Origin of the sequence: Solimonas terrae (assembly GCF_011067135.1) — a bacterium.
GTDB classification, from domain to species: Bacteria; Pseudomonadota; Gammaproteobacteria; order Nevskiales; family Nevskiaceae; genus Solimonas; species Solimonas terrae.
The window spans coordinates 264,666-291,116 of sequence record NZ_JAAMOW010000006.1 but is presented as its reverse complement, the minus strand read 5'-3'; the positions used below and the strand labels follow the sequence as shown (position 1 = coordinate 291,116).

General features: G+C 66.3%; 22 protein-coding genes. 6 read left to right on the top strand and 16 right to left on the bottom strand.

Going from position 1 to position 26,451, the window contains the following annotated elements; genetic code table 11:
- Positions 1-471: 471 nt before the first annotated feature.
- The 5 genes from G7Y85_RS13230 to G7Y85_RS13210 form a co-directional block, all read right to left on the bottom strand.
- Positions 472-1,650, bottom strand: coding sequence for a sulfotransferase family protein (locus tag G7Y85_RS13230; protein WP_166257784.1), 1,179 nt, complete (start codon positions 1,648-1,650; stop codon positions 472-474).
- Positions 1,647-2,768, bottom strand: coding sequence for a DUF1214 domain-containing protein (locus G7Y85_RS13225; protein ID WP_166257781.1), 1,122 nt, complete (start codon positions 2,766-2,768; stop codon positions 1,647-1,649). The genes G7Y85_RS13230 and G7Y85_RS13225 overlap by 4 nt, the downstream gene beginning before the upstream one ends.
- A gap of 259 nt (positions 2,769-3,027) precedes the next feature.
- Complete coding sequence (locus G7Y85_RS13220) at positions 3,028-3,990, bottom strand: response regulator (RefSeq protein WP_166257778.1); 963 nt, start codon at positions 3,988-3,990, stop codon at positions 3,028-3,030.
- Between the two features lie 26 nt (positions 3,991-4,016).
- Positions 4,017-5,867 carry a DAHL domain-containing sensor histidine kinase gene (locus tag G7Y85_RS13215; protein ID WP_166257775.1) on the bottom strand — a complete coding sequence of 617 codons (1,851 nt, stop codon included), beginning with the start codon at positions 5,865-5,867 and terminating at the stop codon, positions 4,017-4,019.
- A gap of 183 nt (positions 5,868-6,050) precedes the next feature.
- Complete coding sequence (locus G7Y85_RS13210) at positions 6,051-7,286, bottom strand: NADH:flavin oxidoreductase (protein ID WP_166257772.1); 1,236 nt, start codon at positions 7,284-7,286, stop codon at positions 6,051-6,053.
- A gap of 116 nt (positions 7,287-7,402) precedes the next feature.
- Between G7Y85_RS13210 and G7Y85_RS13205 the strand changes: the two genes are divergently transcribed.
- Positions 7,403-8,080, top strand: a complete 678-nt coding sequence (locus G7Y85_RS13205; RefSeq protein ID WP_166257769.1) for an MgtC/SapB family protein — start codon at positions 7,403-7,405, stop codon at positions 8,078-8,080.
- Between the two features lie 62 nt (positions 8,081-8,142).
- On the opposite strand, the gene G7Y85_RS13200 is transcribed toward G7Y85_RS13205, so the two are convergent.
- From G7Y85_RS13200 to G7Y85_RS13190, 3 genes are all read right to left on the bottom strand, one after another.
- Complete coding sequence (locus G7Y85_RS13200) at positions 8,143-8,871, bottom strand: 2OG-Fe dioxygenase family protein (RefSeq protein WP_166257766.1); 729 nt, start codon at positions 8,869-8,871, stop codon at positions 8,143-8,145.
- Between the two features lie 101 nt (positions 8,872-8,972).
- Complete coding sequence (locus G7Y85_RS13195; protein WP_166257763.1) at positions 8,973-9,296, bottom strand: 2Fe-2S iron-sulfur cluster-binding protein; 324 nt, start codon at positions 9,294-9,296, stop codon at positions 8,973-8,975.
- A 204-nt stretch (positions 9,297-9,500) separates the two neighbouring features.
- The gene (locus G7Y85_RS13190; RefSeq protein WP_166257760.1) at positions 9,501-10,520 is read right to left on the bottom strand and encodes an aromatic ring-hydroxylating oxygenase subunit alpha; all 1,020 of its coding nucleotides are present in this window, start codon (positions 10,518-10,520) and stop codon (positions 9,501-9,503) included.
- Between the two features lie 249 nt (positions 10,521-10,769).
- On the opposite strand from G7Y85_RS13190, the gene G7Y85_RS13185 reads away from it, so the two are divergent.
- The gene (locus G7Y85_RS13185; protein ID WP_166257757.1) at positions 10,770-13,811 is read left to right on the top strand and encodes a parallel beta-helix domain-containing protein; all 3,042 of its coding nucleotides are present in this window, start codon (positions 10,770-10,772) and stop codon (positions 13,809-13,811) included.
- Between the two features lie 740 nt (positions 13,812-14,551).
- On the opposite strand, the gene G7Y85_RS13180 is transcribed toward G7Y85_RS13185, so the two are convergent.
- Complete coding sequence (locus G7Y85_RS13180) at positions 14,552-15,454, bottom strand: pseudouridine synthase (RefSeq protein ID WP_241696159.1); 903 nt, start codon at positions 15,452-15,454, stop codon at positions 14,552-14,554.
- A 181-nt stretch (positions 15,455-15,635) separates the two neighbouring features.
- Here G7Y85_RS13180 and G7Y85_RS13175 point away from each other — a divergent pair, with 181 nt between their 5' ends.
- Together G7Y85_RS13175 and G7Y85_RS13170 are read left to right on the top strand one after the other, a co-directional pair.
- Positions 15,636-16,085 carry a PA2169 family four-helix-bundle protein gene (locus tag G7Y85_RS13175; RefSeq protein ID WP_166257754.1) on the top strand — a complete coding sequence of 150 codons (450 nt, stop codon included), beginning with the start codon at positions 15,636-15,638 and terminating at the stop codon, positions 16,083-16,085.
- Positions 16,086-16,468: 383 nt separating this feature from the next.
- A complete protein-coding gene (locus G7Y85_RS13170; protein ID WP_166257751.1) occupies positions 16,469-17,500 on the top strand; it encodes an aldo/keto reductase in 1,032 nt (343 codons plus the stop codon).
- Between the two features lie 43 nt (positions 17,501-17,543).
- Here the strand turns inward: G7Y85_RS13170 and G7Y85_RS13165 are convergent, their stop codons facing one another.
- From G7Y85_RS13165 to G7Y85_RS13135, 7 genes are all read right to left on the bottom strand, one after another.
- Complete coding sequence (locus G7Y85_RS13165) at positions 17,544-18,620, bottom strand: serine hydrolase domain-containing protein (protein WP_166257748.1); 1,077 nt, start codon at positions 18,618-18,620, stop codon at positions 17,544-17,546.
- Between the two features lie 67 nt (positions 18,621-18,687).
- Positions 18,688-20,130 carry a serine hydrolase domain-containing protein gene (locus tag G7Y85_RS13160; protein WP_166257745.1) on the bottom strand — a complete coding sequence of 481 codons (1,443 nt, stop codon included), beginning with the start codon at positions 20,128-20,130 and terminating at the stop codon, positions 18,688-18,690.
- Between the two features lie 124 nt (positions 20,131-20,254).
- Positions 20,255-21,304 (bottom strand): 4-hydroxy-2-oxovalerate aldolase, encoded by a 1,050-nt coding sequence (gene dmpG / locus G7Y85_RS13155; RefSeq protein ID WP_166257742.1) that lies wholly within the window; start codon positions 21,302-21,304, stop codon positions 20,255-20,257.
- A gap of 10 nt (positions 21,305-21,314) precedes the next feature.
- A complete protein-coding gene (locus tag G7Y85_RS13150; RefSeq protein WP_166257739.1) occupies positions 21,315-21,656 on the bottom strand; it encodes a hypothetical protein in 342 nt (113 codons plus the stop codon).
- A 1-nt stretch (position 21,657) separates the two neighbouring features.
- Positions 21,658-22,569, bottom strand: coding sequence for an acetaldehyde dehydrogenase (acetylating) (locus G7Y85_RS13145; protein ID WP_166257736.1), 912 nt, complete (start codon positions 22,567-22,569; stop codon positions 21,658-21,660).
- 2 nt (positions 22,570-22,571) lie between these two features.
- Complete coding sequence (locus G7Y85_RS13140; RefSeq protein ID WP_166257733.1) at positions 22,572-23,369, bottom strand: fumarylacetoacetate hydrolase family protein; 798 nt, start codon at positions 23,367-23,369, stop codon at positions 22,572-22,574.
- Between the two features lie 153 nt (positions 23,370-23,522).
- Positions 23,523-24,350: an alpha/beta fold hydrolase gene (locus tag G7Y85_RS13135; protein WP_166257730.1), complete on the bottom strand. Its 828-nt coding sequence runs from the start codon at positions 24,348-24,350 to the stop codon at positions 23,523-23,525.
- Between the two features lie 226 nt (positions 24,351-24,576).
- On the opposite strand from G7Y85_RS13135, the gene G7Y85_RS13130 reads away from it, so the two are divergent.
- On the top strand, positions 24,577-25,341 hold the full coding sequence (locus tag G7Y85_RS13130) for an SDR family oxidoreductase (protein WP_366514964.1): 765 nt from the start codon (positions 24,577-24,579) through the stop codon (positions 25,339-25,341).
- A gap of 7 nt (positions 25,342-25,348) precedes the next feature.
- On the top strand, positions 25,349-26,398 hold the full coding sequence (locus G7Y85_RS13125; RefSeq protein WP_166257727.1) for an AraC family transcriptional regulator: 1,050 nt from the start codon (positions 25,349-25,351) through the stop codon (positions 26,396-26,398).
- Positions 26,399-26,451: the final 53 nt, after the last annotated feature.

Genomic DNA, 26,451 nt, shown 5'->3' with positions numbered 1-26,451 from the left:
TTCGTAATGTCGTGGTGATGCGCAATGCGTGCTGCCAGATCCTTGCGGGGTGATGGCGCTCTTCGAGCGCGCCCACCTCACCCCAACCCTCTCCGCCCGGGCGGAGAGGGAGTGACCGGGTCACAGACCCCAACCTCTACCGGCGGCCCATCATTGCCCTTCGGCCTTCCGGGCCAAGGAGCCAGGGGAGGTGGGCGCCTCCGCAAGTCGAACCCCGCTCGACCGACCCGTCTCTCCCACCAACCTCTCCGCACGGGTGGAGAGGAGGTGACGTTGGATCACGGACCCAGACTTCCGCCAGTCCATCATTTCCCCTCTGCCCTCCGGGCGGAGGGGCCAGGGGAGGTGGGTGCCTTTGCAAGCCGACCGCTCTCGAACGCTCCAACTTATCCAAAACCACCGACTCCAAAGGCGGAGCGGGAATCGATCCGGATTCACCACTGCGTGCGTTGGCGAACTGCTGCTCGCTCCTCAGGCCGTGCTGGCCGCGACTTCGACGTAGTGCGCGCGGTAGTCGGCAAAATCGCGGCGCAGCTGTTCGTCGGAGAGCCCGAACTGCGGGGCGGTGTAGTTGTGGCCGCCCTGGTGCGTCTTCTCGTCGGCCGCCAGCCAGGTCCGCATCGCCAGCTCGGCGTCGGCGGGCAAGGGCAGATCGAGCCAGCGATAGATGTCGTGCACGACGTCCATCGGGCGCTTGACGGTGTCGCGGAATTGCACGTCGAGGAACTGCGCGGGCATGCGTTCGCGGACGCGGGTGGCGTGCGTCAGTGCGCGCTGCATCAGCTCGCTCCACTCGTGGCCGGCGCGTTCGGCGCTGGCTTGATCGCTGTAGATGCACCACAGGGTGTGAATGAAACTGGCGATCGACGGAATGCTCTGCAGCGGATCGCGATGCGTGATGATGACTTTGGCACCCGGAAACACCTTGAGCAGGATGTCCATGCGCAGCAGATGATGCGGCGCTTTCAGCACCCAGCGTTCGGCGGTGACGCCGCGCTGGCGCTTCTGCCACTGCAGGAACTGCAGGCCGCGACGCAGGAAGCGATAGACGACGGTCTGGTCCTGCGCGTCGAGCCAGCGCATGTAGCTCGGCACGTCGGCATAGGCGTTGTAGGCGGACATGAACGTGTGCTCGGTCAGCATCACCTCCTCGTCGGCTTCGTCGGCATACATCGGATGCATGGCCGCAAGCTTCGGCATCGCGGTGGTCATCAGATCGCACATCGCGCGGCCTTCCCTGATGCGCGCATTCGGTTCGGTCAGCGTTTCGCTGGCGAACGGCACCGGAAACTGCGATTCCCAGAACGACATCCAGTAGAAGCGCGGATCACGCGACAGCAGGCGATGCAGCTTGGTCGTGCCGGTGCGCGGCACGCCGACGATAACGATCGGCGCCGCGATCTGTTCGTCGGCGATCTCCGGGTGCTTCGCGAAGTAGTCTTCGATGCGCAGGCGGTTGCCGAGCTGCGTGACGATCTTCTGCCGCATCAGATAGCGGCCGGTGTCGGTCAGCCTGGCGTCGCTGTCCAGCGCCGCGCAGAGCTTTTCGAGGCCTGGGCGCACATCGGGGGTGCCGAAATCGACGAGCCCGTCATTGGCGGCGCGCGCTTCGGCGATCAGTTCATCGGCGATGAAAGTGTTCTGTGTCATGCCGCGAGGGCTCCTGCGAGCAGCGGACCGAGCTGATCGTGTTTGACGAGCCGGGTGCTCGGATGCACGTGTTCGCTGGCGCCGACCCAGCGCATGCACATCGTGCCGCGCTCGTGGCCGGCGGTCTCCAGCCAGTTGGCGACACCCGGATCGCGATGCGAGAGCACGATCGTGCAGGAGCCGTCCGCCGCGATCCGCGCGCTGTGCTTGTTGACGTGAATGTCGTGGTATCGGTAGTCGAGCGACTCCATCCACCAGTTGTTGATCTGCAGGTTCCAGAAGCGGCAATCGGGAATGCGCGGAATGCGGATCACCAGCGCCTCGTCCGGCGCCAGCTTCCAGGCGGCGTGGTAGTAGAAGATGTTCGGATCACCGCCGGTGGCCTGGCAGACCGCCTGATCGGCGGGCGGCAGCTTGTTCTCGTTCGGCAGATAACCCTGCGCCCAGTTTGCGAACACGGTCGCCGTGCCTTCGACGAAGCGCGCGGTATTGGCGAGGCCCGCAGCCAGCCGTTCGGCCGACAGCGGCGCCGGCTGCGCATCGCTGCCATCGCGCGAGATTGCCAGGATCGCCGGGCTTTCCGACTTGCGGTCGAGGAAGGTCTGGCGAACGATCACCGCGTTGCTGGCGCTTTCCATCGGCAGCCAGTTGCCGTGCGCCGGCTTGTGGCGGCTGACGCGGACTTCGAAATTGCCGTCGGCATCGAGCTGCAGATCCTTGACGTCGATGAAGCCGGTCGGTTCCATCTTGCCGTCGGTTTCGTAGCCGCCTTTCTGGGTACCGATGCTCAGGTACGAGACCGTGCCGCGATTGCCGCGGATCACGTAGTCGTTGTCGCCCTTGACCTTGGCGAACGCGTAGAGATTGTCCGGGTTGTCGGCGCCGATCTTGCCGGTCTCGTGCGAGGGCAGGAAGAAGCCGGGAAAGTCCGGGTCGGCGAATTCCAGATGCATCTCCAGGCCGATGCGCAGCAGGCGCGTCAGATAGCGCCAGCCTTCGGCGCGATCGAGCGGACTGCTGGCCGCTTCCGGTCGGAGAATCTGCTGGCCGGCACGCTTGAGCGTGTCGCAGAACTGATCCCAGACCGCACCGCTGACGACGTCGTGTTCAGCACTCATCGCGCCGTTCTCCTCGTTCGTTCTTGATGAGCGAACGACAGTAGGCGCGGCCGCAGAACGCGGCTTCATCTGTTTGAACTAGTGCCTGTCGGGGCGGGGGCGGCCTTGCGGCGGCGGCGGGTGAGTGCCTGGCTCGTCTCGATGGCGACGTGACTTGATCCGGCCCTTATTTGCCTTGCGAGGCGACGGGCTTCTCTCTGCTTCTGAAAAGATCGGCGTCGGCAGGCGCCGCCGGTTCCGCAAGCGGGGCGGCGCCGGCTCACACCCAGCGGCGGGCCCAGCTGCGCAGGGTCTTCACGCGTTCCAGCAGGCCGACATTGACCGTCGCGGTGCCGGGCGGCGGTTCGGGGGTCTGCTCGACTTCGTAGCGCCGTGTCAGCTCGGGGCTTTGCGCGAGGCGCTGGTGCTGTTTCTGCGCCGAATTGACGGCGATCTTGCACTGGCTGTCGTGGATCGGCTTGGTGATGAAGCGATAGATCTGACCCTGGTTGATCAGTTCGATTGCACTGCCGGCGTCGGCCCGTTCGGTGAGGATCACCGACACCAGTTCCGGCCGATGCTGCTTGAGCGTGCCGATCAGGCTGACGACGGCATTGTCCTTGACGCGCGTATCGGAAATCACGACGCCGATCGCCTCTTTCTCCAGATGCGTGACGGCGGCGTCCATCGAGGTTGCGCCGAACACACGGAAGTCGCCGCCGAGGATGGCCTGGATTTTCGGTGGCACGGCCGGATCGTCGTCGAGCACCAGCACGCCGGGCGTGCCGCTGGCGCTGTCGGCGGCCATCGCCGCGACGGCGTTCGGATCGCCGGCCCTGGCGGCCACCGCCTGCGTGGCGCGTGCCGCGCTGACGGCGCGCGCGACGGTGGTCGTCAGATCGTCGTTCGACCACGGCTTGTTGATGAAACGGAAGATCTCGCCTTCGTTGATCGAACCGATGATCGCATTCAGGTCCGAGTAGCCGGTCAGCAGGATGCGCATCGCATTGGGATTCAGCTCGCGTGCGGTGCGCAGCATTTCGATGCCGGTCATGCCCGGCATGCGCTGGTCGCTGACGATGACGTCGACCGGCTGCGACTTCAGCAGTTCCAGCGCGGCGGCGCCACTTTCCGCGAAGAACACCTCGTAGCGGGCGCGGAACAGGATGCGCATCGTCGTCAGCACGCGTGGCTCGTCATCGACGAACAGGACGCGGGCTTTGGCGGCTGGAGCTTCAGTCATGATGTCGGTCACTCGGTGCGTCAGGTTCAGGCGGCGACGGCGACGGCGACGGCGACGTCGTCGGGGGGACTGCTTTCGGCAACGGTCCCGGACTTGCGATTCTGGCGCAAGGGCAGGCGGATCGTAAACGCACTGCCCTTGCCGGGTGCCGAGCGCACTTCGATGCTGCCGCCATGATCTTCGATGATGCGGAACACGATCGACAAGCCGAGGCCCGTGCCCTTGCCAACCGGCTTGGTGGTGAAGAACGGCTCGAAGATGCGTGCCCGCACGTCTTCGCTCATGCCGATGCCGTTGTCGAGAATGCGGATCGCGACGCCGTCGGCCTCGGCCTGCGTGTGCAGGTAGATGCGGCCGCTGTTCTCGATCGCCTGGCCGGCGTTGGTGATCAGATTGAGGAAGATCTGGTTGAGCTGCGACGGTGAGCACTCGATCTGCGGCAGTTCTCCGTACTGGCGCACGACCTCGACACGCCCCTTGAGCTGGTTGTGGCAGATCTTCAACGCCGCGTCGAGGCCGTCGTTGACGTTGAACAGATCGCTGCGCGAGCGGTCGACGCGCGAGAAGTCCTTGAGGCTGCCGACCAGTTCGGCGATCTGCGACAGACCGTGATCGGTATCCGCCAGCAGGCCGTCGAGATCGCCGGCCAGCTCCTCGGCGTTGATCGATTCGCCAAGCGCCTGCGCCGCGCTCAGCGCATGCGCGACGTCTTCTTCCCGTGCTTCTTCGCTGGTCAGCAGGTGCAGCGCCTTGCTCTGCGCGCCGCACAGCTGGCGGATGTCGGCGAGCGAGGTGCGCACGATGTCGGCATTGCTGCGCGCATACCCGAGCGGCGTGTTGATCTCGTGTGCGACGCCCGCGACCATCTGGCCGAGCGACGCCATCTTCTCCGATTGCACCAGCTGTGCCTGTGAAGCCTGCAGATCGTTGAGGGCCGCGGACAGGTCATGCGTGCGCGCTTCGACCTGTTCTTCCAGATGTTCGTTGGCGTGCAGCAGGTCGGCATGGGCGCGGTCGAGTTCGCTGAAGCTGCGGCGCAGGCGCAGGCCCAGCCAGCCGAGAATCAGCAGCAGGATCGCCGCATAGGCGCCGAGGTACAGACGGTACTGATTGATGACCGCGAGCTGCTTTTCGTACCAGCCCAGATACGCCTGCTCGACCGCCTGCAACTGTTCGCCGGTCGGCCGGTTGAGGAACTCGTGGTACATGCGCACCAGGTCGCCCTTGTCTTCGAGCAGGTCGTCGATCAGCACGCCGAGATCGTGGGTGCTGGTGACCAGCGCCTCGGACTTGCCGGCGGCGAAATCGTCGAGCGCCTTCATCGTCGCGCGGATTTCCGGCTCGTTGGTCGGCGTCGGACTGACCCCGTAGTTGGTGATCTGCGACTGCAGGTGATCGAGCTGGACGCGGATATCGTCGGGCGTGTCCTTCGGCAGCGCGGCACGGACCGCGGCGATGTCGGGCGGCACGGCGTCGATCGCGTTGATCGCGCGCTGGGTCAGCAGCGTGCTGCGTGCCTCGAAGTCGAAACCCAGTTCGAATTTCGAGTCGATGGTGTCGAGGAAGGTGTCGAGCTTCTTGTCGAGATCCGGCGTCAGGCCGCGCAGCGATTGCGGGCCCTTGTCCATGGCGTCGAGTGTCGCGCCGAGATCGGCCGTGATCTTCGAGCGGTCGGCAGCCGCGTCGGTCAGCGAACTGGCGCGGGTCTGCGTGAATGCGCGATTCAGCGAGACGTCGAGGTTGTCGGCCGTGCGCAGCATCGTCAGGCGGTCACGATGCAGATTGGTGTCGAGGCCCTGCGTCATGCGCAGCAGATACCCCAGCCCCGCCAGCGCGGCGACGGCGGCCAGCACCGCCAGCATCCATCTGAACTTCATTGCACGTTCCCCCCGACGGGCGTCGCCGTCATCCCCGGATCGCCTCTGCCGCTGCGCGGCGTGGCGATCTCTTGCCCAAGCACGGCAGATTGTGCGGCCTGAGCCGGGCGACGCCTCACCCCTATGTAGGAGACTGGCCGGTTCTGCCGCGGTCTGCTGCGGCAAACCCGGCCGGCGGCGCGCTCAGGCCGCGGCCGGCGTGCGGTTCAGCTCCGGATCGTTCGGCGGGAACAGCACGCAGCTGGTGCCGCCGGCCGTGTACATCATCACCACGCAATGATTGCAGGCCGTGCAGCCGGACACGGTGGTGCTGCCGTCGCGGAACTTGTTGACCAGCCCGGCGTCGTGGATCAGTGCGCGGCCCATGACCACGGCATCGAAGCCGTCGGCCATCACCGTCCCGACGCCGGCCAGTGACTTGGCGCCGCCCAGGTAGGCCAGCGGCATCGTCACTGCCGCGCGCACCTTCTGCGAGTGCTCGCGGAAGTACAGTTCGCGGAACTCGATCTTCGGCTCGAACAGCCGCATCAGCCTGGTCGCGACGCGGACCACCGTGTTCTGGATGCTCGATACCGCTTCGTCCGGCATCTTGCTGCCGAAGATTGCCCACGGCGACTCGACGTTCATGCCACCGCTCAGCACCAGCAGATGCGCGCCCGTGCTTTCCAGCACGCGGGCGACGATCGCCGCGTCCTCGGCGCTCGCGCCCTTCTTCACACCTTCGGTCACGCAGATCTTGCAGGTCACGGCCAGATCGTTGCCGACGGCGTCGAGCACGGCGCGCAGCACCTCGGCCGGGAAGCGCGCGCGTTTCTCGGTCGTGCCGCCCCAGGCATCGCGGCGCTTGTTGTACATCGGCGACAGGAACTGGCTGAGCAGATAGCCGTGGCCCATGTGGATTTCGACGGCGTCGAAGCCGGCTTCGCGCGCCAGCCGGGCGGCGGCGGCGAACTCACCGATCACCGCCTCCATCTCGAGACGTGTCATCGCCGTACGGAACAGGCGGCCGCTGAGCACGCCGGCGGCATTGAAGCCGCCCGATGCCGAGCGCGGATATTTCGTCGTCAGTTTCGGCACGAAGGTGAACGCGCCGCCGTGCGTGATCTGCGCGCAGATCGCCGCGCCTTCGCGATGCACGGCGTCGGTCAGCGCGCGCAGGTGCGGCAGGCTCTCGCGATTCAGCGACACCTGGTCTTCGAAGGTGCGGCCGTCCGGACTGACCGCGCAATAGGCGACCGTGGTCATGCCGACGCCGCCGGCAGCGATGCGGCGGTGATGTTCGACCAGCATCTTCGACGGCACGCCGCCCTTGGCCATGCCCTCGTTGGTCGCCGACTTGATGAAGCGGTTGCGCAGCCTGAGCGGCCCGATCTGCAGCGGTGTGAAGACCCTGGCGGTCGTGGCTTGTGGGAGATCCATGGATTGGCCGAGAAAGCGGGCATACACCCGGAAGGTTCTAGGCTGAACGTCGGGCCGCGATCCAGCCTCGTCCGAACGGGTGCATTGCGGCGCCGAAGGCAGAGTAGGAGGCCACGATGCTCGATGAAATGGAAATCGTCGTCCGCCTGTTGGCGGCGGCCCTGTTCGGCGGCGTCATCGGCTTCGAGCGGGAACGCCTGTCATGGGCGGGGCTGCGCACGCACATGCTGGTCTGCGTCGGCGCGGCACTGTTCATGATCGTCTCGACCGAGGGTTTCGCCGACGCGCTGCAGCAGCCGCATGCTTCATTCGATCCGTCGCGGGTCGCCGCCCAAGTCGCCTCCGGTATCGGCTTCCTCGGTGCCGGCGCGATCCTGATGCGGCGCGGGGTCGTGCGCGGCCTGACCACGGCGGCCAGTCTGTGGGCGGTCGCGGCGCTCGGTCTGGCGGTCGGCGGCGGGCTCTATGGCGCGGCGAGTGCGGCGACGCTGATCATGCTGTTCATCCTTCTGGCGCTGAAGCCTCTGGAGCGGCGCTATCTCGAGCGGCGCGGCACGCGCCTGCTGCAGCTGCGCGGGCCGCAGGCCAGCCTGTGCTACGACAACGTCACCGCGCGGCTCGGCGGCCGCGCCAAGTACATCCGGCAATACATCGTCACGCCGAGCGACAAGGCGCGCGATCACGGCGACGCGACGATCGTGCTGGCCGGGGCCGGTGCCCGCGAGTCCGCCGAAATCCTCGCGCGCCTGCAGGCGTTGCCCGGCGTGCGGCAGATCGACGGCCGCGAACCCTGAGCGCGACTGCGCGCGGGCGGCCGGCCAACGGATCCGGCGGGTGGCGCGTGCCGGGCGCGCGGCTACAGCGGGCGGGTGCGGCGGAACGTGAGGACCAGCACGTCGCGATAGGCGGGCTCGCGTGCGTCGACCGGGACGACCGGCGTCACGCCGTGGAACACGCGCGCGTCGTCGAGCAGGGTCGCATCGCCGGGCTCGGTCAGCGTGAAGCTGCCGAGCAGGCTGCCGTCCGGCGTGTGGATCGTGGTCGTGCCGCTGGCGATGTTGTCGCGCCGGATCAGCAGCACCAGCACGTAGTCGACGCCGTCGCGATGCACGCCTTCGGGCGTTGGCTGACCGGCGAGATCGGGTGCCGCCTCGATGCGGAATTGATGGGCCTCGACGTGCCAGTGCGCCACGTCCGGTGCCAGCGCCGAGAATGTCGCGTGGCAAAAGCGCAGCACGGTCTGCAGGCTGTCGCCGACCGCGTCGGGGATCGGCTCGAACCAGCGCGCGACATCGCCGTTCAGCGGGTTGTAGTCGATGCTCTGCCAGTGCGGCTGATGTGCCTCGCGGACGATGCTGCCGTCGGCGTACGCGCTGAACACGCCGTAGCGCCGCCGCCGGTAGCGGCCACCGTCGGCCATGTAGGCGTCGAGCGGCATGTCGTTCCAGCTGGCGGCAAACGCCGTCCAGTCGCCCGGCGGACCATGCGGCGCGAGCTGCTGCAGCATGTCGCTGCGGCGCAGGAAGACATGGCCTTCTCTGACCAGCGTGGCATGCAGCTCGGCAGGGGCGGGAAGGGGCGGCATCGGCGCCGCGTATTGGAGACCAGCGCGCGGTGCGCGGCAATGGTCCGGCATGCAAGCCCGCGAAATCGCGACGGATCGCGATCGCGGCGGGTGATGAAGATTCAGACCTGCGGCGCGATTTCGACGCTCAGACCTTCAACGCCGGCGTCGACCGGAATCTGGCATGACAGGCGCGAGGTCGGGCGCAGTTCGACGAAGTCGGCGAGCGCTTCGATCATGTCGGCTTCGTCCTGGCTGCGGGCCGGCAGCCGGTCCGCCCAGGCTGCGGCAACGTAGACATGGCAGGTGCCGCAGGACATCGCCCCGCCACAGGTGCCTTCAACGCCAAGGCCGGCGTCGCGCAGCGATTCCATCAGCGCCATGCCGTCCGTTGCATCGACCGTCTGTTCGGTGCCGTCGCGGCCTTTTACCCGTACTGCCGTCATCAAACCACTCCATCAAAAAAATGCCCCGGTCCTGCGACCGGGGCGTGCAGCGTATTGTCCCTGGGAAACACCGAGCAAGCGTCGCGAGCGAAGGCAGGCCGCACGAGGAGCAGAGCAGAAGCCGCAGCGTACACGGCAGTACGCGAGGACATTGAGCACCGCCTTGTGCGAGAGGCCGAGTGCAGCAGCTCGCCCGGCGTTTCCTCAGATCTTGGCGAGCGTCGCCGCGTCGGCAGCCGGATAGAACTGCTTGAACCATTTGCGGAACTGCAGCACCGGGCCGTCGCCGTCGCAGAGCAGCGGGTTCGGACGGTACTTCTTGTTGTTCCAGACGATGAAGTCGACGCTTTCGAAGCCGGCGCTTTCCTCGCCTTCGGCGGCACCGATCATGTGATCGATGACCTTCTTCGAGGCGTGCAGCTCCGGCGTGCCTTCCGCGTAGTCGACATGGCGGAAGCTCATGTTCATGCGGCTCTGCTCGGCGCTGATCGGCTGCGTGTACGAGATCATCGTCGCGGTGATGCCGTGCTGGTTGAAGCGCATGACGTTGAGGCCCGGGCCGTAGGCGGTGCCGACGATGTACCCCTGGCCGATGTCGAGCTTCATCACCGGGCCGTCGTAGCTGGCGCTGACCGGCGGGATGCCCGGCGCGCCGTGCAGGAACTTCAGATGTGCGACGTCGACGCCGTTCTCGGCGATTTCCTGGATGCAGGTGTCGGCCGTCCACGAGCCGCGACGCGAACCGGTGTAGCCGGTGGCGTCCTCGATCTCGGGGATGTAGGGCAGCTCGAAGCTCGGCGCTTCGCACAGCGGGTGATACCAGGCCCACATCATTCCGTACTTCTCGACCATCGGCAGCGTGCGCAGGATCGCCTGCTTCTTGACGATCGGCGGCGTGACCTTGGCGTACGGGATGTTCTTGCACCAGCCGGCGGTGTCGTACTCCCAGTGATGGAACGGGCAGCGGATGTGTTCGCCACAGACCTTGCCGCCGTGGCCCATGTGCGCGCCCAGATGCGGGCAGTACGGATCGGACATGCCGGGCTTGCCGGATTCGGTGCGGAACAACACCCACTCCTGTCCGAACAAGGTGACATTGCGCATCTCGCCGGCCTTCAGCGTGTCCGCGTAGTCGACGAAGTACCAGCCGGTCGGAATCGGGAACGGGCAGCGTTCCAGCGTCTGCGACTCGAGCAGAACCTTGAGATTGATTTGATCACCCATTGCGACCCGCCTCCAGAAAACAGGGATGAGACCGCCCGGCTGCCGGCCTGAGCGTGAGCGGTATGGTCGCCGCAAGTCCCTGCTTCGTCTTAGTCCGTCCGGGTGAAGGGGCGTGCGTTTCTGCGGGTTTCCCTCTGGGCAGAATTTACCTGTCCGGGCCGGGCGGCCCTACGCGCGGCACCGATATACTGGCGCGGGGATTTCCATAAATATAGAGGCAGCCGCAGCGCGGCTGTTGGAGAAGGGTTCATGTCATTTCGACAGATCAGGCTCGCTGCGCTGTGCGCGGCGCTCTCACTGGTGCTCGCCGCCTGCGGCGGCAGCAGCGGCAAGGCCAAGTCACCGTCCGGCAGCGACGGTGGCGGTGACGGACAGACCGGGCCGACCGGCCGCGTGTTCAAGGTCGAACCGGGCGATTCGGCCACCGGCGAGATGGTCGCGGCGATGGTGCAGGCCGCACCCGGCGACACCATCGAGTTCGGCTGCGGCTATTTCGAGCTGACGTCGTCGCTGCAGCTGACCAATACCGAAGACGTGCTGGTCAAGGGCTGCGGCCGCGACAAGACCGTGCTGTCGTTCAAGCACAACAATTCGCCGGAAGGCATTCTCGCCGTCAACGTGCAGGGCCTGACCGTGCAGGATCTGACGGTGCTCGACACCGGCGGCAACGGCATCGAGCTGCGCGGCGTCGATCACGGCACCCTGCAGCACGTGCGGGCGATCTGGTCGTCGGGCGGTGGTCGCCAGAGCGCGACGCCGATCACCGCCGACAACGCGTTCAGCAACGACGCGCGCCTGCTCAATGTGCCGTGCACCGATCCGGCAACGCAGGACCCGGACGATCCGCAGAACATTCTCGGCGACACCAGCTCGCCGGACTACACCGTCAGCAAGCTGTCCGGTCGCTACGGCATCTATCCGGTCTCGTCCGAGAACATCCTGATCGACGACGCGATCTCGATCGGCGCGTCCGACGCCGGCATCTACGTCGGCCAGACCAATACCGCGATCATCAAGAACAGCCTCTCGCGCTACAACGTGTTCGGCTTCGAGATCGAGAACGTGCGCGGTGGCGAGTACGACAGCAACACCGCCGAATGCAACACCGGTGGCTTCCTGATCTACGACCTCGACAATCTGCGCCAGTACGGCGACCGCTCCGTGATGAAGAACAACATCTCGCGGATGAACAACACCTACAACTTCACGTCCGGCGGCATCGTCGGCAACGTGCCGGCCGGCAGCGGCATGATCACGCTCGCGTACGATCGCATCGATGTGCACGACAACGTGTTCGAGGACAACAACACCGCCGGCATCATCCACACCAGCTACGAGATCTTCCCGGTCGGCGCCGGCCGGCCGAGCGAACACCGCATCGACTGGTACACCGAAGGTCTGCACATCTGGCACAACACCTTCAAGAACAACGGCAACCAGCTGACGCTGCCGACCATCCAGAACATCACGTCGCAGGAAATCTCCAAGCTGCTGCCGGCGATCGTCGGCCTCAAGAACCAGGCCGGCTGCCTGCTGCCGCAGAACCTGCTGAAGTGCCCGGCGCCCCTGCTGCAGGCAAGCCCGCCGGCGCTGCTCAATATCCGCGGCGCGCACATCCTCTGGGACGGCCTGCTCGACGTGAACGACCCGGACTGTCCGTATCCGAAGGACGCCAATGGCGAAGACGTGCCGCACGACGAGCGCGGCAAGCCGATCATGACCAACGAAGTGCCGGATCCGTCCTGCCACTACAACCAGTACAAGTTCGACCAGACCAAGTCCGACAAGCCGCGCATCCTGCCGGATTGGTACTCGTGCATCGACGACGACAACACGTTCAGCAACGACAGCATCACCTACGCCAACTTCCACGGCACCAAGGGCCTGGAGCTGATCATCTCCAGCAATCTCGATCCGGCTGCGCTCGCGCAGTTCCCGTCGGACTTCGACATGTCGTCGCACAAGTGCGTGCAGCAGTACGGCAAGAATCTGCCGCCGCTGCCGGACGTGGTGATTCCGCCGTTCCACCGCAGCGGTGACTACGATCCGGCGCCGACCGCCGATCAGATTGCCAAGCTCTGCGGTGCCAGCGTGAAGCAGGGCGAAGTCAACTTCGAGGCGGCCAAGGTCAACTGCCCGACGCTCGATCAGTACCATCTGTTCGCCGACGCGGAAGATCCGACCAGCGCGCCGAACGGCGATGGCCTGCCGTACTCGCTGAACACCAAGCTGTTCTCCGACTACGCCGTGAAGTACCGCGTGCTGTTCCTGCCGACCGGCACCAAGGCGGTCTATCGCGACGCCAAGACCGACGGCACCAATGCGGTCGTCGTGTTCCCGAGCGGCACGATCATCGCCAAGACCTTCTCGTTCCGCGACGAAGGCAACGACACGGAGACGCCGGTCGAAACGCGCCTGCTGATCAAGCGCGTCAACAACAAGGGCGTCGCACGCTGGGATGGCCTCGCCTACGTGTGGAGCACCGAGAACGGCAAGCACGTCGCCAAGCTCACGCTCGGCGGTGCCACGGTGTCGACGCACTGGCAGACCACCGACGTCGATTCCGGCATCGTCCACACCGGGTCGACCGACAGCTACCTGGTGCCGAACGCGAACCAGTGCCTGAGCTGCCATTCGCGAGCCGACCAGGAAGCCGGCACGGCGCCGATCGGCCCGCGCATCCGCAATCTCAACAAGGCCTATCACACGGAATCGACGCGTGTGACGGCACAGAGCAAGAGCGCGGTCGCCGGCGTCAACCAGATCCAGTACTGGTGCACGCACGGTCTGATGATCGGCTGCCCCGGCGATCTCGGCGTCGATCCGGTCACCCAGATCGCGACCAAGATCGAGCGCGTACCGACCTTCAACAAGCCTGGCGACGCCGGCTTCCCGGCCGGTTCGCCGCAGGACATCGAGGCGCGTGCGCGGTCGTGGCTGGAAGCCAACTGCCAGCATTGCCACAACGTCAGCGGCTTCGCTGCGAGCACGGGCTTCTATCTCGACTCGCTGCGCAAGGTCGACACCACCTACGGCGTCTGCAAGCGGCCGACCGCGACGGGCGAGGAAGGCAGCGACAACCGCCGCTACGACATCCACCCGGGCGACTCTGCTGATTCGATCATGGAGTTCCGCATCGGCCCGACCGCGACCACACCGGCCGCGCGCATGCCGCCGCTGGCGCGCAGCGTTGTCGACGAGGAAGGCCACGCGCTGATCCAGCAGTGGATCCAGAACGTCGTGCATGCCGACGAGACGCAGTACCCGGGCTCGACGAGCTGCGCGCGCTGAGCAAGTAGTAGGCAGTCTTGACCGGCGGCGCTTGCCGAAGCGCCGCCGGTTTTTTGTCGGGTCTGCGTCGGTTGCCCGGACCAAGGGCCTCTGCACCCGGGGCCGTTCTCGATCCGGCCTTTGGGTTCGCGCTGCGGCGCGACGTACTTTTCTTTGCTTGTGCAAAGCAAAGTACGCAAAAGAAAGCACACCCCTGAGTACCGCACCGCTCGCTATGCGAGCGGAGCCTGCGCTGCTCCCGTGCTCGGGGTCGTCGCCGACGCGGCGTCCCTGCCGCGACGACGACTCGGCGCGCCGTCCTGGCGCGCCGCCCCACTGCGCGCGCTGCGCTGCTCGGTGCGGCCCTAAGGGGACCCCGAAAGCGAACCGCAACAGCGTGCGTTCGCTCCCGCTGTTGACGTTCCCGGCCCTTTGCGAAGCGCCGAGAAGCGCAGGACGGCAGGGGCTGTCCGGGCCTGACTGTCTGAGCGGCGCAGCCGCGAGTTTCAGGCACGGCCTGCCGTTCGAGCATCGCAGGGGTGAGTCGGGAACAAGCGGATTGCCTAAATGGCAATCCGCCCCGACGAACGCCCGAGCCTCTGGCGAGGGCCGGGACGCGTGAGCCAGGATGCCCTTTCTCTTGGTTCCTTCTCTTTGGGCACGCAAAGAAAAGTAAGTCGCGCCACAGCGCGAAACAAAAAGCCCGATCAAAAAACAAAAACCTCATTCACCACAGCACACCACAGCGCATCACTGCCGCGCTAAAGATTTCGTCGACTCTCGAACACGCATCGCTTGCCGCTCAGCGGATCGACAAACACCAGCGATCGCGCCAGCAACTTCAGCGGACGGCTGTAGTCGTCGGCGAGATCGTCACGCAGTTGTGGGTACAGCGGATCGTTGTCGATCGGTACGCCGACTGCGGCCATGTGCAGGCGCAGCTGGTGTTTCTTGCCGGTCAGCGGCCGCAGCCGATACAGCCACGAAGCAGCGTACGGCGTCGCGGACTCGAATACGGTTTCGCTGTTCGGTGCCCCATCGACCTCCTGCGACAGGAAGAACGGATCGCCGCGCACGATGCGTGTCTGCCGCATGAACGGAAGTGCCAGGGTCTCGTTCGCGGGGGCCAGCGCCTCGTAGACTTTCTCGATGCGACGCGTCGCGAACAGGGCCTGGTAACGACCGCGGGTGTCGGGATCGACCGAAAACGCCACGAGTCCGGCAGTCCCGCGATCGATGCGATGCAGAGGCGAAAGTCCGTCGAGCCCCGTCAACCGGCGCAGACGCACCAGCAGGCTCTGTTGCAGAAAACGGCCGGACGGCACGACCGGCAGGAAATGCGGCTTGTCGGCGATCAGCAGGTGCGCGTTGCGGTAGAGGACATCCGCCTCGAACGGGATTTCCGGCTCGTGCTCGAGTTCGCGGTAGTAGTGAACGATGTCGCCCGGCACGTAAGGCGTATCCGCCGACAGCGCGGCGCCGGATGCGCTCAGCACCAGACCGCGCCGCATGCGCGACTGCCAGGCCTCGCGTCCGACGTCGGCAAAGTGCTGATCGAGAAAATCGATCAGCCGCAGCCAGCGGCCGGGTGGCAGGCGCACCGAACTGGCGCCGACGCCATCGCGCATCGCCGGAATTTTCACCGTGTCGTCGGCCACTTGCATGATCGTTGCCGAGTATGCCCGGACCAGCCGATGAAATGACCTTGCAGCGAACGACGATCGCGCTAGGCTGGGGGTGCCGCCCCTGCGATGCCGGACCCTTCCGCAACGCCTCCGGTGCATCGCGGCTCGTCATGGCATCCGTCAGGCCCGGCATCTGTCCGGCTGCATGAGGAGAAACGCCATGAACACGGTCGATACCATCGAATTGCTGAACAAGCTGATCGTCACGTCCAAGGACGGCGAGCGCGGCCTGCGCGCGGCCGCCGAGGAAGCCCACCATGCCGAATTGAAGGCGGCGCTGTTCGACTACGCACGCTTCTTCGGCGAAGCGGCCGGCGAACTGCAACAGGCAGTGCGCGACCTTGGCGGTCATCCGAAGGAGATCGGCACTTTCGGGCATACCCTGCACCGCACCTGGATGCATCTCAAGGCGACGGCGCTGGGGCGTGACGAGCAGGTGATCCTCGACGAAACCGAGCGTGACGAGGATGAAGCCGAGTATCGCCTCGCCACGGCGGTGCACGAGGAAACACCGCCGGCGATTCATGCACTGCTCGAGCGCCAGTACGCCGAAGCGCAGCGTCATCACGGGCAGATCCGAGAATGGCGCGAGCACGCGCAGGTGCATTGAGGGGCGGGGGCGGCGAGGTCGCCGGCTCCATGCCGTGACCTCGCCGCAGGCAGGTGCCGCTTGTCGCGCGGCTGCCGCGTGACGGCTCCGCACCTGCGCCCGCATTGACGGCCGACATTGCGGGCAGCCGAAGATCGGCGACGCATTGCTGCCCTGGCAGGTTCGGCTGATTCAGCTGACTTCTGGCGCGCCGCGCCGCCTGCGGTGACGTCCGGCGCGCAGCGCCTTCACGCAGTGCACGACGGGCGCCGATCGTGGCATCCGCGCTGGCTGGCGGACGCCGCTGAAATTCGTCGCGACTGCGCGTACACTGTCGATGTTACCGATCGGTACAGCGTTGCGTTGCGCAACGCCATCCCCCGGAAATCCGCAAAGGAAGCACGATGGAATACAGACAGCTCGGCCGTTCCGGCCTGCAGGTCCCGGTGTTCAGTCTCGGCACGGGTACGTTCGGCGGTGTCGGCGAGATGTTCGCCAAATGGGGGGCGACCGATGTCGCCGGTGCGCGTCGCCTCGTCGACATCAGCCTTGCTGCCGGGCTCAACTTCTTCGACACCGCCGACATCTACTCGGCCGGCGCGTCCGAAGAAATTCTCGGCCAGGCGATCAAGGGGCGTCGCCACGACAGTCTGATCGCGACCAAGGCGAGCTTCGCGACCGGCGACGGCGTCAATGATGTCGGGTCGTCGCGGCATCATCTGATCCGCGCCTGCGAAGACAGTCTGCGGCGGCTCGGCACCGATCACATCGATCTGTACTTCATGCACGGCTTCGATGCCATGACACCCGTCGAGGAAACGCTGCGCGCGCTCGACGACCTGATGCGCGACGGCAAGATCCGCTACATCGGTGCGTCGAATTTCTCGGGCTGGCATCTGATGAAGTCGCTGGCGACATCGGAGCGTTACGGTCTGGGGCGCTATGTCAGCTATCAGGGCTACTACTCGCTGATCGGTCGCGACTACGAGTGGGAGCTGATGCCGCTGGCACTCGACCAGGGCATCGGCACGATGGTCTGGAGCCCGCTCGGCTGGGGACGTCTGACCGGCAAGCTCCGGCGCGGTCAGACGACCGGCGACGGTCGCATCGCGCAGGGCGGCGCGGCCGGTGGTCCGCCGGTCGATGACGAATACCTGTACACGGTGGTCGATGCGCTCGATGCAGTTGCCGGCGAGATCGGCAAGACCGTGGCGCAGGTCGCGCTGAACTGGCTGCTGCAGCGGCCGACGGTGTCGAACATCGTCATCGGTGCGCGCAACGAGGCGCAGCTGCAGCAGAATCTCGGCGCTCTGGGCTGGCAGCTGAGCGCCGAACAGATCGCCACGCTCGATGCCGCCAGTCGTCGCGAACCGGTCTATCCGTACTGGCACCAGACAGGCTTCGACACGCGCAATCCGAAACCGACACGCTGGTAATCGGCGACACGACGGCCCCGATCGAGGATCGGAGCCGTCGGCCTCAGCCGCCGCTGCTGCCGGTGCCGTTGAGCTGGTCGAGGATGTCCGGCCGCACGGCATTCCACATGGCAATGCCGGTGTCGGTCGAGCTCGTGATCAGGATGATCGCCGTGTAGCGCTGATCGAAGTCCAGCCACGGCGTGCTGCCGAACATGCCGGGATCGCTGAGCTCGGGGCCGGCGCTGCCCGGGTGATTCGCATCGTCGGAAATCCACCAGCCGAAGCTGTAGCCATTGAGGCCGCTGTCGGACGGCACCGGCGAATAGAACACCGGCAGATTCTGGACCTGGTTGACCTGCATGGCGGCAATCTGTGACGAATCGAGAATCCGGGTCTTGCCGACCTTGCCGCCGTCCAGAATCATTTGCGTGAACTTCAGGTAGTCGGCCGCATTGCAGAGCGCGCCGCCGGCGAGACGCGGATTTCCGGTATCGCCGTAGGTGAAGCTCGGCATGTCGAGCGGCGTCGTCAGGCGTTGCTGCACCAGTGTCGCCCATGACTGGCCGCTGACCTGCTCGGCGACGAGTCCGGCGATCTGGTACGCCGCGCCGCTGTAGCCGAACTTCGTGCCCGGCGTGAAGTTCAGATCCGTATCGGCGATCTCCTGGGCACAGGCGCTCAGTGTCGTGCTGTCATCGTCCATGCACGGCGAGTTGAACGGGATGCCGGAGGTGTGGTTCAGCAGCATGCGCATCGTGATCGCGGCCTTGTCGGCGGGCCAGCTGATCGCATTGCCGATGTAGTTGCCGACCGGTACGTCGAGATCGATCTTGCCGTCGCGCACCAGGCTCAGGATGACGGCGGCCGAAGGGGCCTTGCTCGCCGAGGCGATCGCCACCACCGAATCGCTCGTCAGATCGCCGCCGGCATCCGTGAACACGGTCTGACCGCCGACCCGCAGGGCGAAGCTGTAGCCGCTGACCTCGTCATTGCGGTTGCCGATGAAGCTGTCGAGCGTCGTCGCCAGCGCGGACCAGTCATAGACCGGCTGGGGCTCGCCGTCCTGGTTGCCGCTGCAGGCGGACAGGACGGAAACGGCGAGCGCGATCGAAGCGGACAGCAGCAGGCGTGGGCGCATGGCGAAACACGAGTCGGGTTTCGCCGGACTGTAGCCAGCGTCAGCTGAACCGCCGCCGTGCGCGCGGCTATGGTGAGGTGAGCTGCGCGAGGATGTCGCGGCGCGCGTCGTTCCACATGGCGATGCCGGTATCGGTGGAGCTGGTGATCAGGATGATCGCCGTGTAGCGCTGGTCGAAGTCCAGCCACGGCGTCGTGCCGAACAGGCCGGGATCGCCGAGCTCCGGTCCGGCGCTGCCCGGATGATTGCCGGGATCGGCAATCCACCAGCCGAAGCTGTAGCCGTTGAGGCCGCTGCTCGCCGGCACCGGCTTGTAGTAGACCGGCAGGCCGGCCGCCTGATCGTCCTGGACCAGGGCGGTCTGCGCTGCCGATACCGCCGCGCCGCCGCCGTCGAGGTAGAGCTGGGTGAACTTCAGGTAATCGGCGGCGCAGGTGATCAAGCCGCCGGCAATGCGCGGATTGTCGCTGGTGCCGTAGCTGAAATAGCGCATGTGCAGCGGCGTTGCGAGACGCTCGTCGACCAGCGTGCCCCAGGACTTGCCGCTGACTACCGTCGCCAGATAGCCGGCAAGCTGATAGCCGGCGCCGCTGTAGCCGAAGAACGCGCCCGGCCGGAAATTGAGATCGGTATGGGCGATCTCCTGCGCACAGGCTTCCAGTGTGGTGCTGTCGTCGTCGAGACAGGGCGAGCTGAACGGCAACCCCGACGTGTGATTGAGCAGCATGCGCAGCGTGATCGCCGCCTTGTCGGCGGGCCAGTCGAACGTCGCGCCGAAATATTGTGCGACCGGCGTGTCGAGATCGAGCAGGCCGTCGTCGACCAGCGACAGGATGATTGCCGCCGACGGTGCCTTGGCGGCCGACGCGATCGGGATGATCGCATTGGCTGGCAGGTTGCCGCCGCCGCGCGTGTAGACCGTCTCGCCACCGACGTCGAGTGCAAAGCTGTAGCCCTGGATCTGGCCGCTGCTGACATAGCCGTCGAGTGTCGCGCCGAGCGCCGACCAGTCGTAGCTCGGCGGCGTGCCGGGATCGCCACCCGTGGTGGTTCCGCCGGTGGTGGTGCCACCCGTCGTGTCGCCGCCGGTCGTGCTGCCGCCGGTCGTCGAACCGCCGGTCGTGGTCCCGCCGGTGGTATCGCCGCCGGTCGTCGATCCACCCGTGGTCGCGCCACCGGCCGTATCGCCGCCCGTGCTGTTGCCACCAGTTGTCGTGCCGCCAGTCGTATCGCCGCCGGCCGTGCTGCCACCCGTCGTTGTGCCCCCGGTGGTGGTTCCGCCGGTGTCGCCACCGGTCGTGCTGCCGCCGGTGGTCGCCCCGCCGGTCGTGTCACCACCCGCGGTGCTGCCACCGGTGTCGCCACCGGTCGTCGATCCGCCCGCGGTGCTTCCCGTGGTGCCGCCGCCGCCGACGTCACCCTCGGCCGTTGCGCTCGGGCCGCCGCCGCCGCAGGCGGTCAGCAGAACGGTGGTGCAGAACAGCGCGGCAAACAGCGGAACGGGACGCATGGGCCTGACTCGGAAAGTTCGAGCGGCCACCGTAGGCGACCCGCAGGCCGGGGGGCGCAAACGGGCGACGAACGTTGCCGGGGGACGGCCCCACCGGTTCGTGGACGGGCGACTTCGTGCCGATTCAGGCGGCGCTGGCTTTCAGCAGGCCGCGCTCGCGCGCCATCGTCAGGGCGGTGTCCTCGATCATGTCTTCCTGGCCGCCGACCATCTTCTGGCGGCCGAGCTCGAGCAGGATCTCGCGCGCCGGGATGCCGTACTTGGCTTCGGCGCGGCGCGCGAACAGCAGGAAGCTCGAATAGACGCCGGCGTAGCCCAGCGTCAGCGAGTTGCGGTCGATGCGCACCGGAAAATCCATGATCGGCGTGACGAGATCTTCGGCGACATCGCTGATCTTGAACACGTCGACGCCGGTCTCGATCCCCATGCGATTGCAGACCGCGACGAACACTTCCATCGGCGTGTTGCCGGCACCGGCGCCCATACCGCCGCAGGCGCAGTCGATGCGACGCGCACCGGCGGCGACCGCCGCGATCGAATTGGCGACACCCATCGACAGGTTGTGATGGCCGTGGAAACCGATTTCGGTTTCCGGCTTGAGCTTCTCGCGCAGCAGGGCGATCCGCGCCGTGACGTCGTCCGGCAGCATGTAGCCGGCCGAGTCGGTCGCGTAGATGCAGTTCGCGCCGTAGCTTTCCATCAGCAGCGCCTGTTCGACGAGCTGCGCCGGCTCGATCATGTGCGCCATCATCAGGAAGCCGACGGTGTCGAGGCCCATCTTGCGGCCGAGATTGATGTGCTGCTCGGAGACGTCGGCTTCGGTGCAGTGCGTGGCGACACGAATCGTCGTCACGCCGCAATCGGCCGCCATGCGCAGGTGATCGACAGTGCCGATGCCCGGCAGCAGCAGTGCCGAAACCTTGGCCTTCTTCAGCAGCGGGATGACCGCGCGCAGATATTCCTCGTCGGTCGCCGCCGGGAAGCCGTAGTTGACGGACGCGCCGCCGAGGCCGTCGCCGTGCGTGACCTCGATCAGCGGGCAGCCCGCCTCGTCGAGACCGCGGGCGATCGACTTCATCTGTTCGATCGTGATCTGGTGGCGCTTCGGATGCATGCCGTCGCGCAACGACATGTCGTGAACCTTGATCTGGATGCCTTCGAGATGAGTGCTCATGTCGGTTTCTTCAGTGAGTGGCAGCAATGCGACGACGGCAGGCCGCAAGTCCGGCGACCGTCGAACGCTGGGCGGCGGCGATCGCCTCGAAGACACCGAGCGGCGCCAGCCAGACGAGCAACTTGTCGATGATGATCTCGCCGCGGTGTCCATGCCGCGCCGAGACGCGGGCGAGCTTGCGATGCGCCCGCTCGTGCAGCGACGGGCAGTCCATGATCAGGTCATGCGCCTGCGTGTAGAGCCGGTATGCCTCGGCACCCTCGCCGGCGGTGACCCGGGCATCGCCCTGCCGCCACAGCGCTTCGGCTTCGAGCATGCGCGCGGCCAGGTCCGCTTCGATCGATGCGTTCATCTCAGGCCGCAACCGCTTCGAGCGTCAGCCGGCCGGCGAGGATTTCCTCGGCGAACATTTCCGCGGTGCGGGTCGCGCTGGCCGTCATGATGTCGAGATTGCCGGCGTACTTCGGCAGGAAATCGCCGAGCCCCTCGACCTGCATGAATGTCGTCACGCGGTTGCCGTCGAACACCGGGCCGTTGACGAGCCGATAGCCCGGCACGTACTTCTGCACCTCGGCGAGCATGTCCTGCACGGACTGCTCGATCTCCTTCTGCTTCGGGGCGTCGACGGTCAGGCAGTGGATCGTGTCGCGCATGATCATCGGCGGCTCGGCCGGATTGATGACGATGATCGCCTTGCCTTCATCGGCGCCGCCGACCCTGGCGACCGCGCCGGCTGTCGTGCGCGTGAACTCGTCGATGTTCTTGCGCGTCCCCGGGCCGACCGACTTCGACGCCACGGTCGCGACGATCTCGGCATATTTCACCTTCTGCACGCGCGAGACGGCGTAGACCATCGGGATCGTCGCCTGGCCGCCGCAGGTGACCATGTTGACGTTCATCTCGCGCTTGCCGGCGTGTTCTTTCAGATTGATCGGCGGCACGCAGTACGGACCGATGGCGGCCGGCGTGAGATCGATCATCATCACGCCGAGTGCGTTGAGCTTGTCGGAGTTTTCCTTGTGCACGTAGGCACTGGTCGCGTCGAAGGCGATCTGCACGCCATCGGCCTTGACGTGCGCCAGCATGCCGTCGACGCCCTTGTCGGTGGTCTTCAGGCCGTGTTCGCGCGCCCGCGCCAGACCTTCGGACGTCGGATCGACGCCGACCATCCACACCGGTTCGAGCACCTTGGAGCGCTGCAGCTTGTAGAGCAGGTCGGTGCCGATGTTGCCGGGACCGATGATGGCGCACTTGATCTTGGACACGATTAAGCCTCGAAGCCGATCGACGCTTCGCCGATGTCGGCCAGCGTCATGTGGAAACGGTCGCCCGGCACCGCCGGCAGCAGCGGCGCCAGCGAACCGGACAGGATGATTTCGCCCTTCAGAAACGGAATGCCGTAGCGACCGAGCGTATTGGCGAGCCAGGCAACCGCCGTCGCTGGATGACCCTGCACGGCCGAGCCGAGACCGGAGGCCATATGCACGCCGTTCTTGCTGATGTCCATCTTCACGGTGGCCAGGTCGAGCGCGTGCGGCTTGACGCGATCGTCGCCGATGACGAACACGCCGCAGGATGCATTGTCTGACACCGTGTCCTGGATCCTGATCTTCCAGTCGTGGATGCGCGAGTCGACGATCTCGAAGCACGGCAGCACGTAGTCGGTGGCATCGAGCACCTGGTCCTCGGTCACGCCCGGACCTTTCAGATCCTTCTTCAGCACGAAGGCGATCTCGCCTTCGGCGCGCGGCTGGATCAGGCCGCTGCCGGCAATGCTGATGACCTTGCCGTTGCCCACCTGCATGCGATCGGTGAGAAAGCCGAAATCCGGCTGATGCACGCCGAGCATGTCCTGCACGGGTTTCGACGTGACGCCGATCTTCTTGCCGATCACGCGTTCGCCGTCGGCCGTCCGCCGCTCGAGGAAACGCAGCGAGATGTTGTAGGCATCGTCGATGTCGATGCCGGCGACGCGCTCGATCAGCGGTGCCAGCGTACGGCGCGCGCGCAGCGCATCGAACAACTCGTCACCAAGTTCGACGATGCGGGTCTGGGGAAGGCTCATGCTGTCCCCACGGTCGCATCGCCCGGCCGGCCGCGTTCGCCCCGCGTGCCGTACCGCAGGCGCGGTGTATCGAGGGGCCGGGGTGCGTCCCTCGATACACGCCGCTGCGCGGCGCACTCGGGACGAACGGGCAGGGTTGCAATGCGCATCGGCTCAGTCATTTTTCAGGAAATCGATGACGGCGCGGTTGAACATCTCGCGATGTTCGACCATCACCCAGTGGCCGCAGTTCGGCACCGTGATCATGCGAAGATTCGGCACGCCCTTGGCGAGCTTGAGGATGCCGGTCTCCGGCATCATCTTTTCGTTGATGCCCCAGAAGCCGAGTGCCGGGCACTGGATCTCCGGCAGGCGCGAGGTCATGTTCGGCACGACCATGGTCTTCACGACCTGCGGGTTCTGCGTCAGCATCAGCGCGTGCCGCTCGGCGACCAGTTCGTCATCGATGTGCGCCTTGTCGTACACCAGCGCGTTTTCCATGAAATAGCGCAGGCGTGCCGGCGTCACCGGTTCGGCCGACATGAAGATTTCCTTCATGACCGCCATGCCCGGCATCTTGAAATAGTCCGGCTGGTCCTCGACGCCGCCCGGCGCCATCAGCACCAGCTTCTCGACGTTCTGCGGATGCGCCAGCGCAAAACCGAGCGCGATCGCGCCGCCCAGAGAATTACCGATCAGCGTGTACTTGGAAACGCCGATCGCATCGAGTGTCTGCTTCACGCATTCGATGAAGAACGACAGCGGGTATTCGACGTCGGCCGGCTTGTCGGAATACCCGTAACCGATCAGGTCCGGCAGGATCACGCGATAACCGGCCTTCACCAGCGCAGGATAGTTGCCCTTGAAATTCGAGTAACCGCAGGCGCCGGAACCGGAGCCATGCAGAAAGACCACGACCGGACCCTGGCCCTCGTCGAGATAGTGGATGCGGTAGCCATTCGGCAGCGTGGCGTATTTCCCTTCGGGAACGGGTTTGCTCATGTTCGGGGCGTTCTTCGGCGGGGCGCGTTGGCGCAGGCGTGCATGGTCCCGCAGCGGCCCCCTGCGACTCTTCGTCCTTTTGGGTGAGCGCATGAAGCCATGACATCGGGGCATCGCCTCACGCGCTCGGCCTGACCCGCGCGAGCCGCCGCGGCTCGTCCAAGCTGACGACTTCCGCCGCGCGCCATCTGGGCGACAATCGCGGTGAGCCAGAGGACGGAATCCCGTGTCGAACCCGCAACGCATCATCCTCGTCACCGGCGGCGCCAAGGGCGTCGGCCGCGGTATCAGCGAAAGCTTTCTCGCCAATGGCGATCAGGTGCTGGTTTGCGGGCGCGAGGCGCCCGAAACATTGCCGGCGGTCGGCGACCGAAAAGCGGAATTTCTTGCGGTCGACATTCGCGACACGGCAGCTGTCGATGCTCTGTTTACGCAGATCACCGAGCGCTATGGCCGGCTCGATGTGCTCGTCAACAATGCCGGCGGTGCGCCGTTCGCGATGGCCGACAAGGCCTCGCCGCGCTTCCACGAGAAGATCTTTGCACTGAATCTGCTGGCGCCATTTCATCTCGCACAGAAAGCCAATGCACTGATGCAGGCGCGCGACGGCGGCACCATCGTGTTCATCGGCAGCGTCAGCGCGCTGCGCCCGTCGCCGGGTACGGCGGCCTATGGCGCGGCCAAGGCGGCGACCTTGAGCCTAGTGCAGTCACTCGCGGTCGAATGGGCGCCGAAGGTGCGCGTCGTCGCCGTCAGCCCGGGACCGGTGCTGACCGAACAGGCCGAGCTTCACTATGGCGATGCAGCGGGCATCGCTGCCGTCGAGAGAACGATCCCCATGCGGCGCATGGCGATGCCGGCCGACGTCGGTGCCGCCTGCGTCTGGGTATCGTCCGCGGCTGCGGCTTACCTGTCCGGCAGCAATCTGCTGCTGCACGGCGGCGGCGAGCGCCCGGCCTTTCTCGACGCCGCGACCGTCAACAAGGGCTGAAAGCGTGATGGCCGGCGCGGCGGAATGGCGGGGGCAACTGGGCGGCCAGCCGGCGTACCGGGTCGCCAACATCCGAGCCGCGAATCTCGCCGGCCTGATCGAAGCGGCGCGCGCACGCGGCACCGATCCCGAACGCTGGTTTGCCGCCGCCGGCCTGCGCACCGCGATCTGCGCCGATCCCGACGGGCGCCTGTCGTACGCCAATGTCGTCGCGATCGTGCAGGAAGCGCTGCGCGAATTTCCCGACGCGCCGCTCGGCCTGGAAGCCGCCGCGCGGCTGACGCTGCCGTCGCTCGGCGTGCTCGGCTTTTCGTTGATGGCGGCGCCGGACCTGACGGCCGCCGCGCGCGTCGGCGAACAATATTACCCAGCGGCCGGCGCGTTGACCGACGTGCGCTGCTTCGTCCGCAACGGCGAGCTGGTCCTCGAAGGCATCGAACGCTTCGCCGAGCCGGCCCTGCAACGTTTTCTCTGCGAGAAGCTGTTCGGCAGCGCACTGGTCGTGGTGCGCGCGCTGGCCGGTGCCGACTACCGGCCGCTGCGCCTTGAACTGCGCTACGGCGAACCGAGTTGCGTCGCCGACTACCACCGCTATTTCGCTTGTCCGATCCGCTTCAACGCGCCGGCCGATCGCCTGTATTCGGACCCGGCCATCCTGCGTCGCCGGATCGCGACGCACAGCGCGAGCGCGCACGCCGAGAGCCTGCGTCTCTTGCAGGCGCGGCTGCCGCCGCCGTCCGAGCACGACGATGTCGTCGAAGCGCTGCGCGCATGGCTGCGGCCGCGGCTCGGCCGGAACCCGCGCATCGCCGACGCCGCACGCGAATTGCGGATCGGCGAGCGCACCCTGCGACGGCGTCTTGCCGACGCACACAGCAGCTTCCGCGCGCTGCACGACGAGTTGCGCGCCGAGCGCGCACAGGTGCTGCTCGGCGATCCGCGCTGCAGCGTTGCCGCGGCGGCGCTCGAACTGGGCTACAGCGACGAGCGCGAACTGCGCCGCGCGTACAAGCGCTGGACCGGGTCTGCGCCGCGCGGCCGGGCGATGCCGGCCTGATGGCCGCTTTGCCCCCGGCGGGTTCGTCGCCGCGCCCCTTCCGTGCGTGGCCA